The 14,409-nt window shown below is 39.2% G+C and carries 13 protein-coding genes; 1 reads left to right on the forward strand and 12 read right to left on the reverse strand.

What is annotated here, in order from left to right; translation table 11 throughout:
* Positions 1-45 precede the first annotated feature (45 nt).
* The 5 genes from BLV53_RS10600 to BLV53_RS10620 form a co-directional block, all read right to left on the reverse strand.
* Positions 46-948: an ATP-binding protein gene (locus BLV53_RS10600; protein WP_090300659.1), complete on the reverse strand. Its 903-nt coding sequence runs from the start codon at positions 946-948 to the stop codon at positions 46-48.
* A 318-nt stretch (positions 949-1,266) separates the two neighbouring features.
* Entirely contained in the window at positions 1,267-2,271 is a 1,005-nt protein-coding gene (locus BLV53_RS10605) for a sugar ABC transporter substrate-binding protein (RefSeq protein WP_170830825.1), read from the reverse strand.
* Positions 2,261-4,282 (reverse strand): methyl-accepting chemotaxis protein, encoded by a 2,022-nt coding sequence (locus tag BLV53_RS10610; protein WP_090300663.1) that lies wholly within the window; start codon positions 4,280-4,282, stop codon positions 2,261-2,263. The genes BLV53_RS10605 and BLV53_RS10610 overlap by 11 nt, the downstream gene beginning before the upstream one ends.
* A 100-nt stretch (positions 4,283-4,382) precedes the next feature.
* Complete coding sequence (locus BLV53_RS10615; RefSeq protein WP_090300665.1) at positions 4,383-4,634, reverse strand: hypothetical protein; 252 nt, start codon at positions 4,632-4,634, stop codon at positions 4,383-4,385.
* A 14-nt stretch (positions 4,635-4,648) separates the two neighbouring features.
* Entirely contained in the window at positions 4,649-5,665 is a 1,017-nt protein-coding gene (locus tag BLV53_RS10620; protein WP_090300668.1) for a phosphatidylinositol-specific phospholipase C domain-containing protein, read from the reverse strand.
* 141 nt (positions 5,666-5,806) lie between these two features.
* Here BLV53_RS10620 and BLV53_RS10625 point away from each other — a divergent pair, with 141 nt between their 5' ends.
* Positions 5,807-6,067: a hypothetical protein gene (locus BLV53_RS10625; RefSeq protein ID WP_090300669.1), complete on the forward strand. Its 261-nt coding sequence runs from the start codon at positions 5,807-5,809 to the stop codon at positions 6,065-6,067.
* Positions 6,068-6,114: 47 nt separating this feature from the next.
* Here the strand turns inward: BLV53_RS10625 and BLV53_RS10630 are convergent, their stop codons facing one another.
* The 7 genes from BLV53_RS10630 to serS all read right to left on the reverse strand — a co-directional run bounded on the left by BLV53_RS10630 (position 6,115) and on the right by serS (position 14,401).
* Positions 6,115-7,719 (reverse strand): GGDEF domain-containing protein, encoded by a 1,605-nt coding sequence (locus BLV53_RS10630; RefSeq protein WP_090300670.1) that lies wholly within the window; start codon positions 7,717-7,719, stop codon positions 6,115-6,117.
* A 135-nt stretch (positions 7,720-7,854) separates the two neighbouring features.
* On the reverse strand, positions 7,855-8,511 hold the full coding sequence (locus BLV53_RS10635) for an alpha/beta fold hydrolase (protein WP_090300672.1): 657 nt from the start codon (positions 8,509-8,511) through the stop codon (positions 7,855-7,857).
* A 37-nt stretch (positions 8,512-8,548) separates the two neighbouring features.
* Positions 8,549-9,310, reverse strand: a complete 762-nt coding sequence (gene dapB / locus BLV53_RS10640; RefSeq protein WP_090300673.1) for a 4-hydroxy-tetrahydrodipicolinate reductase — start codon at positions 9,308-9,310, stop codon at positions 8,549-8,551.
* 2 nt (positions 9,311-9,312) lie between these two features.
* The gene (locus BLV53_RS10645; protein ID WP_090300675.1) at positions 9,313-10,479 is read right to left on the reverse strand and encodes a GGDEF domain-containing protein; all 1,167 of its coding nucleotides are present in this window, start codon (positions 10,477-10,479) and stop codon (positions 9,313-9,315) included.
* Positions 10,480-10,514: 35 nt separating this feature from the next.
* Positions 10,515-10,994 carry a cob(I)yrinic acid a,c-diamide adenosyltransferase gene (locus tag BLV53_RS10650; RefSeq protein ID WP_090300677.1) on the reverse strand — a complete coding sequence of 160 codons (480 nt, stop codon included), beginning with the start codon at positions 10,992-10,994 and terminating at the stop codon, positions 10,515-10,517.
* A 7-nt stretch (positions 10,995-11,001) separates the two neighbouring features.
* Complete coding sequence (typA, locus tag BLV53_RS10655; protein ID WP_090300679.1) at positions 11,002-12,834, reverse strand: translational GTPase TypA; 1,833 nt, start codon at positions 12,832-12,834, stop codon at positions 11,002-11,004.
* A 277-nt stretch (positions 12,835-13,111) separates the two neighbouring features.
* The gene (gene serS, locus BLV53_RS10660) at positions 13,112-14,401 is read right to left on the reverse strand and encodes a serine--tRNA ligase (RefSeq protein ID WP_090300681.1); all 1,290 of its coding nucleotides are present in this window, start codon (positions 14,399-14,401) and stop codon (positions 13,112-13,114) included.
* Positions 14,402-14,409 lie beyond the last annotated feature (8 nt).

Consider the following 14,409-nt stretch of genomic DNA (forward strand, 5'->3'; position numbering starts at 1 on the left):
TCCTCTTTACTGTGGACCAGCGTGAATTATTACCATACGTATTAATTATTTGTTCATTAGAGCTTTATATTCGTCGAACGAAAGGAGCTCTCCTGCTTTTGAAAGTATAATCTTTGCCTTGTGTGCCTGTGACGCAAGAAGATTCTGCTCGAGTTCAAGAACTAACATTGTGAATGCACTATCAGTTTTGCCATCGCGGTTACGAGCTCTGCGGTGAGCAAGTGTTTCCTCTGGTGTACTGTTGAGAAGGATAGGAATATCTACACCTTCATAGTGATCACTGTTACCATGTGTCCATTCAATTACTAGAACCTTAATTGTTGAAAAATCAACTTCTTCATACCAAAGTTCAGAGTCTGTTCTGCCCATTCTCTTAAGGTAGATTTTATCCTGACCAGACTTGAATGCTTTTACAATACCAGATACCTCATCGAAATCGATTTCATTGCTGGTGCCAAGATATCCTTCAAGACCCTTACGACCTGCTTCAAGATAAGCTGCTGCCCAAGGACATTCTGATACGTGATCTGCGGATGCATCAGTTTCCTCCTGCTGCCACTTACGAATTGTGTCGAAGTGTTCCATTGTGCCTTCGCCAGCTTTAACTAAGCCTCTAACGCCTGCGGTGCGGAAGATGCGAAGACGCTCTGCGTCATTGTACATAGGAATACGTCTTGGATAGTTGTCGCCTGACATGGTGTAAGCTCCGATGCCCTGCTCGTTAAGGAAGTAGCTGATAAGAGATGCGGTCTCTGATTTACCTACTCCTGAGCCACCACAAACTGTGATAACTGCCTTTCCATCCTTTGCGAGAACTTCATCAAGCTGACCCTTAAGAGTCTCCATGATGAGCTGTGCCTTTTTAACGTGCTCCTCGCCAATTTCTACCTTGTCACCTGGCATATCGCCATGTGGTATATTCTCGTATTGTTTAAGATCAATAGCCATAATAATCAAAATCCTCCTATTAAAACATTTGATATAAACAACACGTCAAACAGTATACACAAAAAAAAAGGAGTGGGAAACTCCTTTTATCTGTTTTCTATATTTTAACTAAAAAAGTCGTGATAATAACCAAGAGAATGGACATGTTGTAATCTTGAATGATTTAGGCTGTGTGCATCTTGTAATATTGAATGATTTAGGCTGTGTGCATCTTGTTACGCTAACAAATTTAGGATCTCTACGGTCGGCTGGGAACGCCTCCCTTAAGAGACCCTAAGTTTGTTAGCTACAAGATGTTCTTTAGTTTACAATGGAAAATCACATATAGTCCTTTACGTTAGAAGCATCGACGGGTTCGAATGGGACCCAGACGTAGAGGCCATCTTCGCTGAGACCGTCTAGGCCTTCAACTTTTCCGTTCTTTACAACTTGTTTAACTACCTGCGCTGCCATTTGAGCCTGGCCTACTGCAGATTGATAAACGGTGAATTGCATCTCGCCTTTGGCGATTGATTCACAGCCTGCGGTTGTTGCGTCAACACCTACTACAGGGATTTTATTTAAATCATAGCCTGCGGCCTTCATGGCTTCCACCACTCCCAGAGCCATGTCATCGTTGTTACAGAATACAGCATCAAAGCTCTGGCCTGTCTGAAGGAATACATTAAATACGTATTCAGCTTCCTCAACGCTCCAATTTGCTGTGTCATCGAATACTATGTTTACATCTACACCGTTTTCTCTCAGCCAGTTTTTAACTGAAAGGGAACGCTGTATTGCAGCGTTATGTGTAAGCTCGCCTCGTAATATAACAGCATTTATACTGCTTGGCTTACCTAACTTATTCCATACATACTCAGCTTGATATTCTCCTGCGGTGTATTCGTAGCTGCTGACTGCCATGTATTTATTTGCCTTAAGAAACTGCTCATCTGGCACACCATTTACATAAATGATAGGTAAATCGCCAGCCACCACCTCAAGCTGTAAGGCTGTTGCTCTATCTACCGGCAAGCACACTATTGCGTTATATCCAGACGAAACAGCATCTCTTATCTGCTCTACCTGATCATTTACACTTTCACATGGAGCGCCGATGTCAAGTGTCAAGCCTTCCTCTGCTGCAGCTTCCTGTAAACCATCCATCAACAGTTGCTTAAATGTATCTGAAGGAGGTCCAGAATATAATATCTTTATTCCACCTGCGTTGCCCGTTGATGCCCCTGAGTTTGAACTTCCACAACCTGCAAGCATCATGGCTGATGTCATTACGACTACAAGCATAAACCCGACTAGTTTCTTCAGACGTATATTAATCCTCATAGCCATCTACCTCCTCATTTCCAATTTTAAACTGCTGAACATAGTCCGTCAGTTTTTGGGATGTATTTGCCAACTCATGAGAATTATCTGCAACATCCTGGCTGCTTTGTGTAATACTATTTGCCTGTTCAACCATATTTCTACTGGTTTCAAGAATTTCATCTGCGCTGGCAGCCTGCTCTTCAGATATGGCAGCTACGTTGCTTGCAACATCATCAACCTTCTGCACATCATCTATCATCAAATCTAATAGTTCATTAGAACGCTGAATGTTTTCATATATCTGGTCAAAGGTTCCAACTGCTGCACGTATTAATTCACCGTTTGCTTCTATCTCTTTAGCACTTGACTGTGCCTGGCCAACTACGCCTTCTATTGCCCTGCTTACATCATCAATAAGCTTAGAGATATTTTCAGCACTCTTAGCCGAATTTTGTGCAAGCTTTCCGATCTCGCTTGCAACTACTGCAAATCCCTTTCCTGCCTCACCTGCTCTGGCGGCCTCAATTGAAGCATTCAGTGATAAAAGATTTGTCTCATCAGCAATTTCTGCGATAAGCCCTACAATCTTTGTGATTTCTTCAGATGCTCTACCAACGTCATTGATTGACTCAACAAGTTCGTCATTACTCTTCTTAATTCCTTCCATTGCATGTGAAAGCTGTTCCATATCCTCACGACCCTTCTTACTGATATGAACAGTCTCCTTCATGCTGTCGTTGGCCTGATTAGAATTATCTCTAGTATCTGCAACTACCATTGCAAGAGTGGTAGCATTTTCTGCTATCTCATTTACAGCAATGGCCAACTGGTCTACCGTATTGTTCAAATTCTGCATAGCCTCAGCCTGGGAGCGGGATGCCTCAAACATATCCTTAGATACTCTGTCAGAATTATCCGATTCCTCTTTCAGACGCTCTGACTCTTCATTGATAGATGAAAGCATCTTTCTCATGGAAGATACGAATTCGGAAACCTTACTTCCCATAAGTCCGATTTCGTCATTGCTTTCCTGCTTAACCTTGATAGTAAAATCACCTTCAGACATATCTGTAATATTTTTAGTAATGCTTCCAAGTGGTGCAACTACTCTGGCTACCAGTACATTGATAAGTACTGCGATAAGAACTATTGCTGCAATGCCTATCATAACGAGAAGATTAATCAATCTCATCACATCAGCCAGGATAATATCGTTATCAATATAAGATACCAGATACCATTCTGTCCCTGAAATGTTTCTAAAAGCAACCTGATAGCCATTGATTTCTGAAGTACTATAATCCTTGGCATTGAGCTTTTTTGCTATCCCAGCCATTAGCTTATCAGGATCCTGGTCTGTTAATGTAGTGTTTAATCTACTACTGTCGCGATGTGCCAAGATTGTGCCGTTAAAACTATCTATAAGGAAAGAAGCAGCCTGGTCCATTTTTACGCCAGAATTTACAATGATAGTTATCTGATCTAGTGGAAGATCCGCTGCAATAATCTTGATTCCAGGTTCACCATCGCACAATATACCTGATGCTGATATAACCGAATTTCCATTTGCATCCGTATATGCAGCACCATAGTTCATATTAATTCTGGTGATACCCTGCTTATACCATGGTTCTTCCTTAAAATTTGTGATGGTTTTGTCGCTGGCTTTCGCTTTAAAAGTTCGTCCATCATCAAATGCGATATATAATCCATTTGGACAATTTTTATTATAGCCGTAAAAACCGTCTAGTATCCCTTGAATACCGTCTGCATCGGGATGTGTTTTCTCAATCACATGTTTAATAGATGAGAAATTCTCCAGATTCTCTTGTAACCAGGCTTCAATATTATCCCCCTGATTTGAAATAGACGAATCCAACTGAGCCATAGCCATTTTCTTCATACTATTTCTCGATACCCATCCTGCAATGAATACCAATACCAGCATAGTTACAATAACAACAGGGACAATAAGAAGAATCAGCTTATTTTTGATTTTAGCATTTTTTTTTGCTTTGTCTTTTGCCATATCCCTTCTCCTTATAACAAAACAGACTACTTTAATGGTATTGTATTACCAAAAAAGTAGTCTGTGTGGCATTTTACCAATTGTTCGAAGATAATTCACACTATCTTCGTAATCTCATCGTCTCATATCTGGATCTGGTTCTTACGCAGTTTTTCAGGTCTTGAACTCTGTCTTCAATTTCTCCATCCTCTATCACCACGTCGATTGATGAAGCCATGTTGTCAATTAATAAATTGTCAAAATCCATAATTGGTGTGGCTACAAGTATCTTGTACTTGTCCTCAAAACAATCGGCATCTAAGAATTCCAAAAGAATTGGATTGATTTCTCCGTCTTCATAAACATTACCCATAAACAATTCCTCCGTTAAAAATTTGAGTAGTAAATATGTCTAGCTAAATTGGCATCACCAAAGTCAACTATAACTGTGCCGTAGCCCGTGTTAGATTTTAACGGATATTCCATTATCAATCCATTCAAGGTTTTAGCATATCCGTATGGATGTCCAATAGGTCCATCACCACTTGTGCTGACAAAATTCAAGAATACTGTATTTTCATCGGCTTCACAGTTTTCAAAACCATCCACAACTGCCTCATATTTGTCCTCTACAGAATACTTATATCTGTCCTGAACCCAGAGTCTGTAGTCATCAATGACATACAAGTCATATGGCAAATCAGCAGGTGTAGAGTTGTCCTGCTCGGTCCAAATCAAATTAAGACCTGTGGTACCTGTACCATTTGCATCCTCAAAACGTGTGCCCAAAACAACCTTGCCGCGGACCTCCCCCAGGGTAGGTATGCTACTGTCTGTATACCAGTAACCCTTGTTTTGCTTGATTTTGTCTAATAGTAAGCTTTGGATTTCTGCTACTGAATGCGCATCATCCTCCATTTTTATATTAATAACAACTGACTCACTTGGATGTTCCTCAAGGAAGGCGTATACATCTTCCATCGCATCATCGAAATAGAGATAGTCTGAGAAAAAGCTTCCAGCTACATGGCACTTTGCCAACTTATTCACCATCACTATATCGCTGTCTTCATCTGTCTCCTCTAAAGCTATCCTAAAATCTAAATATCTATATCCATTTACAAGCTGCTCTGAAACATCTGTATTTTGGCATCTCATAGCATACCCAAAGACAACATTTCTCGCACAGCTATTATGGGTGCCTGGAATAGTAATTTCAGAAATGTATTTATCGTCTGGCAGATAACTCATCCAGTCAGAGGCTGTAGCATATTCCGCTGTCATGTCTATGCTGCCTTCTGGGATGGTATTGTCATCATCGCTGACAAATAGCGCAATCAAAATACCCACTATTATGGCAATCATTACCCCGCATATTACTCTAAACAGTCGTCCTTTGTCCATCTAGCATCCCCCTTAGACTAATTTGAAGTAATCTTTTATATAATTATTTTATCATTCTTTGATGACAAAGTCTTTCTAAATCATTAAACTTAGAGAGTAAAAATACAGCACTGACGTGAAATTAAAACGGAGGATTAAATTATGATAGATAGAAGCAGATTATTATCTCTCGGTTACTATAAAAAAGCTGCCTCTTTTACAGGCAGTGATAAAAATAAATGCTATAAGATTGAACGATTTCGCGAAGAGGATTCTGATGTAGATCAGTTCAAGGCTACTATCTGGCCTGGTCCATATAGCTCAGAAAACACGCCAGAAGAGCAAAAACAGTCAAAATTAGCAGAATTCACTGAAGAGGGTCTTATGGAGCTTGTTGATTGGATGAACTCTCTTGACATTTAATCTTAATATTGAAAAGGGCCACCTCATGACAAGGCGGCCCTTATATTTTAGCTTATTCTTTTACTTTCCTTTTTATTTTCATACATATGAGTATCTGCACGCTTAATTAGAGATTTGAAATCAGAATCAACAGCTGAATTATATTTTGCATGCCCAACTGCTACTCCTATGTTGAAATCGTATTCACCCTCAAGATTTGTATTGTAAATCTTTGCTGCAAATATAGATTTTAATCTATCAACATCTACTGACTTGTTTGATGGAATAATACAGCAGAATTCATCACCACCGGTACGATAGCAGCTTCCGTATTTGCCATATACTTTATTAAATAGATTTGCAACGGTGGTTATGTACACATCTCCTACATCGTGTCCATAGGTATCATTGCATTTCTTTAATCCATTAGCATCGGCCACAACAACAGTAACTCCATCTATTGAATTCTGCATTCTTACGTGAGTCTCAAATGCATTTCTATTGAATAGACCAGTCATTGAATCAGTTAATGCAAAAACTTCAAGCTCCTTCGCACGACGTCCCTTCTCAATAATTTCATATGTATCTCGGATAAGGTCCCATGCTAACAGTACTACTAATACGAGGAATAAATATCTTCCAAGGTAATCTGAGTCTCCAATGTGTGTATAGTATTTCACAATGTCCACAAGCAATGCAAGAAGCATTAAGCTAAGACCAATTGACATCACAATCACATGATGGGTCATATTCTGTCTGGATACTTGAATCAGTACACCTGATAATGCATAAACCGCCGCTATAACTAGCATTACATGTATAAAGACAAGCGATTGTCTAAATTCTAATATTTTTGTGAAATGCAGTACAGTAAGAACAGAACTTTGGATTATAGACAGACTTAATATTATCGTTCTAATAGCATTGCTCTTAAGCTCTAAATATTCATCCACAAATAAAACAAAAGGTGGAATAACGAGCATCAAACAAAAATATGGTACCAATGAATCAAAAATAACGCTTTTATTTATCAACACTTCCACGGCTGACTCATTTAAGGTCCAGGACCCCAGGAAAAATGAAAAGAATGCAAGATGCACTATTTCACGTCCTAAATTCTGTTTTTTACGCATAGCAATGTAATATACAAACAAGATTATGCTAAACAAAATTATTAACATGCTGGCAATGAATCTAGGCATAGACCGTACCAAAATATCTTTATACATCTGATATGATGATCCGATATAAAATACAATATCCTGATCTGCCACTTGCGGATAAGCTGGTGTGATACTGACAGCTACATGTAGCATCTTTTCGTTTACTTCAACAAAATTATAATTTGCTCCTGGTGTAGAGCCCCAAAAACCTCCTGGTGTATCAAAGGAATATATAAGCTTGCCGGCATTATGAACTTGCACAAACTGATGTGAAGTGTAAAACATTATTCCAGAATATTTATAATCATAATCCACCAAATCAAAATAATATTCTTTACTGCCATCTGGAAGATTTGCTACGGTATATGGTTTTATAACTTTTGTATGGGAATTATTACAGGTCTCATTAGGTGTTAAAAAATAACATGCTCCCAAAAGCAATGCGCATATTATTAAAATAACAATATTTACCCTTCTTTTAACCCCCTTCAGGTTTGACAACTTAAACATAATTCATTCTCAACGTTTAACATTTGATATTAATCCGTTAACGTTATATTTCTTTCCTCGTTTTTATTTGTTCACAAAACTGTAACAATTATACACTAAATGAATTATGTAGACAAGTCTGTGGTGTTATAAATATCAGCCTATAAATGTTTTTATATATGAATATAACTTGTCATTTTGCACAACATAACTAGAATGATTTTCGCCTTTGATAACCAAAAGCTCGGAATCGGGTATATTTTGTGCAATTTTCACAGTTTCCCTTTCCTTAACCAGGTCATGTTCACCAGCGATAATCATAGCGGGAACTGTAATGGATTTTAAGGATGCCACTGGAATATTGGGCTCTTCTAACATCAAAAGTGTTCTTGGATCCTTGGTTTCCTTATACTGTCTTTTTATTTCACGAATGGCCTTATGATGTAAACCTGCAGGTGTAAGATTTGCCCCACAACATACAATGCCCCCTATGCGTTTTGAAGCTCTCATAGCCACAAGTAAAGCTACAATACCGCCATCCGAATACCCAATAATATATGGCTTTTCTATATCTAATGCTTTTATCAGATTAATGACATCTGATGCCATATCATCATAATGATATTCCTTTGGCGTAGCACTTTCTCCATGTCCACGGGAATCCATGGCGTATATTGTATGATCTGCCTGCATTGCTTCAACAAGTTGATCAAAAATATGATGATCCTCACTATTTCCGTGTATAAGAATAACCGGCGAGCCCTCGCCGGTCTTTTCATAGCAAATAATTTGTGAGTTGAGTTGTATGTACATAAGTCACCTCATCCGTAGCCCTGCTGGCAGGGAATTTTTATTTTGCAGATATTACTTCCTTCATATCGTAATGACCTGCTGGTTTTCCAGCAATGAATTTTGCTGCTTCAATAGCACCTTTTGCAAAAACACTCTTTGAGTATGCAGTATGCTTGATTGTGATTACTTCATCTAAGCCTGCAAAAATAACCTCGTGCTCGCCAACGATATTTCCACCTCTTACGGCTGAAATACCTATTTCATTCTTAGGACGCTTTTCTCTTCTATCAGCTCTTCCGTAGCAATACTCATATTTTTCGTCCAAAGCATCATTACATGCATCTGCAAGAGCAAGAGCTGTACCACTTGGTGCATCAAGCTTTTGATTATGATGTTTTTCTATTATTTCAATATCAAATCCTGCATCTGCAAAAACTTTTGTTGCCTTCTGGCATAAATCGAAAAGAGTATTAATGCCAAGTGACATATTTGCAGAACGAAGGACAGCAATGCTTTCACACGCTTTGTCCACATGAGCAAGCATTTCTTCGCTAAGACCCGTGGTACAAAGAACTACAGGCTTACCATTTTTCTCACAGCAATCAAGTAATCCATCAACAGCTGCAGCATTAGAAAAATCAATAACTGCATCATAATCAACATTTACTTCTGCGATAGAATCAAACACTGGATAATCGTTATCCACATCCTTATACTTGTCTACGCCAGCAACGATTTCAATATCGCTGTCTGCCTTGCATAAATCTGTGATAACTCTTCCCATGTGTCCATTACATCCGTGCATTACAACTTTTGTCATAGCTATTCTCCTTCATCAAAAAAATCTATATCATTACTAAAAGATTGAACCTTTTCATCAAATCGGTCATCTCTTTTATTTGCTTGTTTATTCTTGTTTGATTTATATATGTGTTTATCATCATACATGGCTTTGTCAGCCTTTACAACTGCTTCCTCAAAATCTTCACCTGGTTTATACATATGTAATCCAAAGGAACAGGTGTAAGGTGTCTCCTTGAGTTTTTCCTTTATGATGCTAATCAGGTTTTCCGCTTCCTTTTGAGATGACTTTATTCCTAGTATCATAAATTCATCGCCACCGGTTCGATAGAGAATGAATTTATTGGTTTTAACACTTCTGCATACTTCTGCGAATGTTAATAAAGCAACATCTCCAGCCTGGTGCCCATAATTGTCATTGATGTATTTCAGGTCATTCAAATCCATAGATATAATGGCCATTTCCTGCTTGGCATATTTGGCAGCATCCGAGTAAAAGCATCTGCGCTTGTAACACATCGACACAGAATCGACATTGTAGCGTTCGGCATACATATATACATACACGAACAATACACCAATACTGCTGGAAGTCAGAGTACAATTATCGAATATGTATGCTTCCTCTAGGAGTACACCTGTACTAACAACCGCAAGCATAAATAGAATAATCAATGCATCTCTCTGGTAACCGGTAAACCATTTTTTCACACAGATACACAAACCTACCAGCAGATAAAAACCTGCTTCTATAAAAATAGAATAACCAAGTGAACCACGTACAAATAATCCAAGTGTGCTATCAAAATAAAATACTGATGGATTAACAGGCGCAGTACAAATCAATATGGAAATAACAATAAATGGTATCCAAAGCAACTTTGATTGAATCTTTTTGTAATCACGACCTACTATTCTAATTACTGCTATTTCCATGTAACCTTCTAAAATATATTTTAGAAGAAGCGCTGCATATATCAATGTAGATGTATCCCCTTTGGCTAACAGTCCCAGCTCAAGCGCCCCCGCTGCAAGAGCAATAATCATAGCCATAGCTACTCTTGTAAATTTGCGCCTGAGCTTTAAATCAAATGAGCGCATTATAAGGATAAACATCAACAATGTGATGCAGACTATAAATCCTAAGTATGTACCACCGTCAATCCAAAAATATGATAACCCCATCATAACAAAACCCTCTAAATAAACAAAGAACCAGAGATTTATTTCTCTGGTTTTACGTTTAGTACACTATCTGCAATTTCTATTATTCCTTGCGTAATAGTTAAACCAGTCATTATGACATTTGTTGAAATGGAACGCCCCTCAAGAGCAGACAATATATCCTGCTCCGAGACAATTCCTTCATCTAGTACGCCAAGGATTTCATCAAGAATAACCAAATCGCTCTCCCCTGTGCCAAGAACTTTCTTGGCATAGTTGAGACCGTTTTGGATATTTATAATTTCTTCTTGTTTTTGCTCATCAGAAAGATGCATAAAATCTTCTTTTGAGCGCTCAAATCTAAACAGCTTGATTTCTGGTTCAAGCTTGCTTAGATAATCTGCGTTAGTTTCTGATTTTAAAAACTGAATAATTGTAGTGGTCTTTCCCTGAGATGCATAGCGAATCGCATTGCCAAGTGCGGCTGCCGATTTGCCCTGACCATTTCCATAATATACTACAATATTTCCTTTTTCCATGAGTCTCCTACTTTCTGAAACTTGCTCTCTTTCTGAGTGTAGGATCGAGAATTCTCTTTCTGATTCGAAGAGATTCTGGAGTAACCTCTAAGAGCTCGTCTACATCAATGAAGTCCAAAGCCTGCTCTAGGCTGAGAACTCTAGGTGGCACAAGTGTAAGTGCTTCATCAGCTGAAGATGAACGAGTATTTGTAAGATGCTTTTTCTTACATACGTTAAGCTCTACATCCTCTGCACGTGAGCATTGTCCGATAACCATTCCTGAGTAAACCTTTTCGCCTGGTCCGATGAAAAGTGTTCCTCTATCCTGTGCTGAGAAAAGTCCGTATGTAACTGACTCTCCTGTTTCAAATGCTATAAGACTTCCAAGCTTACGATAAGCGATATCCCCCTTGTAAAGTTCATAGCCATCGAAAATTGTATTGATTATACCATTTCCCTTTGTATCTGTCATGAATTCTCCACGATATCCGATAAGACCACGTGAAGGAATCTTAAATTCGATACGTGTATATCCACCTGCGATAGGTGTCATATTCTGAAGCTCACCCTTACGCTGAGAAAGCTTTTCGATAACAGCTCCTGTGAATTCATCTGGTACATCTACATAAGCACGTTCCATTGGCTCAAGCTTACGTCCCTTTTCGTCTGTGTGGTAAAGAACCTCTGCCTTTGATACGGCAAACTCGAAGCCTTCTCGACGCATGTTTTCAATAAGAACTGAAAGGTGAAGCTCACCACGTCCTGAAACCTTAAGTGAATCTGGTGAATCTGTGTCTTCTACACGAAGTGAAACATCAGTGTTAAGTTCCTTCATAAGACGCTCACGGATGTGTCGTGATGTAACATACTTACCTTCCTGACCAGCAAGTGGGCTATCATTTACAATGAAGTTCATTGAAATGGTAGGCTCAGAAATCTTCTGGAATGGAATAGGGTTTGGAGCATCAACTGCACAAATTGTATCTCCGATATGAATATCTGCAATACCTGAAATAGCTACGATAGAACCGATATTTGCTTCGTTAACATCTACTTTGTTAAGTCCATCATACTCAAACAACTTAGAGATTCGTACTTTATTTTTCTTTTCAGGATCATGAGCATTAACTACGACAGCATCCTGGTTAATCTTGATAGAACCATTTTCAACCTTACCGATACCGATACGACCAACGTATTCATTGTAGTCGATTGTAGAAATAAGCACCTGTGTAGGAGCCTCTGGGTCTCCTGTTGGAGCTGGGATATAATCTACGATTGTCTCAAAGAGAGCTGTCATATCCTTGTGCTCTTCGCTAAGGTCCCTGATTGCAAAACCTTCCTTTGCAGAAGCATAGATGAATGGGCAGTCAAGCTGCTCATCTGAAGCATCAAGATCCATGAAAAGCTCTAATACTTCATCGATAACCTCATCTGGTCTTGCTTCTGGTCTATCGATTTTGTTGATACATACGATAACAGGTAAATCCAAATCAAGTGCCTTCATAAGAACGAACTTGGTCTGTGGCATAGCGCCTTCGAAAGCATCTACAACAAGAACTACACCGTTAACCATCTTAAGTACTCGCTCTACCTCGCCACCGAAATCGGCATGGCCTGGAGTATCGATGATGTTAATCTTTGTGCCCTTGTAGTATACAGCTGTATTCTTTGAAAGGATTGTGATACCACGCTCACGCTCGATATCATTCGAGTCCATGACACGCTCTGCTACTTCCTGATTTTCACGGAATACACCTGACTGCTTTAAAAGCTCATCTACAAGTGTAGTTTTACCATGATCGACGTGGGCGATGATGGCAATGTTTCTAATATCTTCTCTACTTTGAATTCCCATAAATTTCTCTTTCTAAAATTACTACTATAAACTACCTTGTAAAAACCCCTGAATCTAGTCTGCAATAAAACAAGCTAATCCAAGTACTATTGAGTAATATAATCCGCTAGTTACGTCAACAAGCCTCTATATCTGTTTTTGAGATTGCTTTCGCTATACTCCTCAAAAAACAGATATAGAGTCTTGTTAACTACTAGCTCATCTCAAAACCTAGCCTATGCGTAGCTTGTTTTATTGCTCACTTAAGTACTTTTTATGATATTAACGAACCCGAAGCTTATTTTACGGGTACTAATACTTCCTTGCCACCCATATAAGGCTGAAGTGCCTTAGGGATAGCTACACTTCCGTCTGCGCGGAGGTTATTCTCTAAGAATGCGATAAGCATACGTGGTGGAGCAACTACTGTGTTGTTAAGTGTGTGTGCGAAGTACTTACTTCCGTCAGCACCCTTAACACGAATCTTAAGACGACGAGCCTGAGCATCGCCAAGATTAGAGCATGAACCAACCTCAAAGTATTTCTTCTGACGTGGTGACCATGCCTCTACGTCGCATGACTTAACCTTAAGATCTGCAAGGTCTCCTGAGCAGCACTCAAGAGTACGTACAGGAATATCAAGGCTACGGAATAAATCAACTGTGTTCTGCCAAAGCTTGTCATAGTACATCTTTGATTCTTCTGGCTTGCAGACTACAATCATCTCCTGCTTTTCGAACTGGTGAATACGGTAAACACCACGCTCTTCGATACCATGAGCACCCTTTTCCTTACGGAAGCATGGGCTATAGCTTGTAAGAGTGTAAGGAAGATTTGCTTCATCATTAAGCGTGTCGATAAACTTACCAATCATAGAATGCTCTGATGTACCGATAAGGTAAAGATCCTCACCTTCGATTTTGTACATCATGGCATCCATTTCTTCAAATGACATAACACCAGTAACTACGTTTGAACGAATCATGAAAGGTGGGATGCAATATGTGAATCCTCTATCAATCATGAAATCACGAGCATAAGAAATAACTGCTGAGTGAAGACGCGCAATATCACCCATTAAGTAATAGAAACCGTTACCTGCGACCTTGCCAGCGGCATCCATATCGATACCATTGAAACGCTCCATGATATCTGTGTGATATGGAATCTCAAAATCAGGAACTACTGGCTCACCGAACTTTTCGATTTCAACATTGCAAGAATCGTCTGGACCGATTGGAACGCTAGGATCGATAATGTTAGGAATCTTCATCATGATTTCCTCAACCTTATCAGCAAGTTCCTTTTCAACTGGCTCTAAATCCTTGATTTTCTGCTTGAGCTCAGCGACCTCAGCCTTTACAGCCTCAGCCTCATCCTTTTTGCCCTGTCCCATAAGAGCGCCAATCTGCTTTGCAGCCTGGTTCATCTTTGCTCTCATGTCATCAGCTTCCTGCTGAGCAGCACGACGCTTGTCGTCAAGCTCGATAACTTCATCTACAAGACCAAGCTTGTGCTCCTGGAATTTTTTCTTAATGTTTTCTTTTACTGCGTCTGGGTTCTCACGTAAAAACTTAATGTCGATCATTTTAAATC

It is taken from the genome of Pseudobutyrivibrio sp. ACV-2 (assembly GCF_900107545.1).
Classification (GTDB): Bacteria; Bacillota; Clostridia; order Lachnospirales; family Lachnospiraceae; genus Pseudobutyrivibrio.

Excerpts from the sequence above, each read along its gene's own strand:
- BLV53_RS10620 (WP_090300668.1), bottom strand. The coding sequence starts at position 5,665 with ATGGACAAAGGACGACTGTTTAGAGTAATATGCGGGGTAATGATTGCC.
- BLV53_RS10605 (WP_170830825.1), bottom strand. The coding sequence starts at position 2,271 with ATGAGGATTAATATACGTCTGAAGAAACTAGTCGGGTTTATGCTTGTA.
- typA (WP_090300679.1), bottom strand. The coding sequence starts at position 12,834 with ATGGGAATTCAAAGTAGAGAAGATATTAGAAACATTGCCATCATCGCC.
- BLV53_RS10615 (WP_090300665.1), bottom strand. The coding sequence starts at position 4,634 with ATGGGTAATGTTTATGAAGACGGAGAAATCAATCCAATTCTTTTGGAA.
- BLV53_RS10600 (WP_090300659.1), bottom strand. The coding sequence starts at position 948 with ATGGCTATTGATCTTAAACAATACGAGAATATACCACATGGCGATATG.
- BLV53_RS10635 (WP_090300672.1), bottom strand. The coding sequence starts at position 8,511 with ATGTACATACAACTCAACTCACAAATTATTTGCTATGAAAAGACCGGC.
- BLV53_RS10650 (WP_090300677.1), bottom strand. The coding sequence starts at position 10,994 with ATGGAAAAAGGAAATATTGTAGTATATTATGGAAATGGTCAGGGCAAA.
- BLV53_RS10610 (WP_090300663.1), bottom strand. The coding sequence starts at position 4,282 with ATGGCAAAAGACAAAGCAAAAAAAAATGCTAAAATCAAAAATAAGCTG.
- BLV53_RS10645 (WP_090300675.1), bottom strand. The coding sequence starts at position 10,479 with ATGATGGGGTTATCATATTTTTGGATTGACGGTGGTACATACTTAGGA.
- serS (WP_090300681.1), bottom strand. The coding sequence starts at position 14,401 with ATGATCGACATTAAGTTTTTACGTGAGAACCCAGACGCAGTAAAAGAA.
- BLV53_RS10625 (WP_090300669.1), top strand. The coding sequence starts at position 5,807 with ATGATAGATAGAAGCAGATTATTATCTCTCGGTTACTATAAAAAAGCT.
- BLV53_RS10630 (WP_090300670.1), bottom strand. The coding sequence starts at position 7,719 with ATGTTTAAGTTGTCAAACCTGAAGGGGGTTAAAAGAAGGGTAAATATT.
- dapB (WP_090300673.1), bottom strand. The coding sequence starts at position 9,310 with ATGACAAAAGTTGTAATGCACGGATGTAATGGACACATGGGAAGAGTT.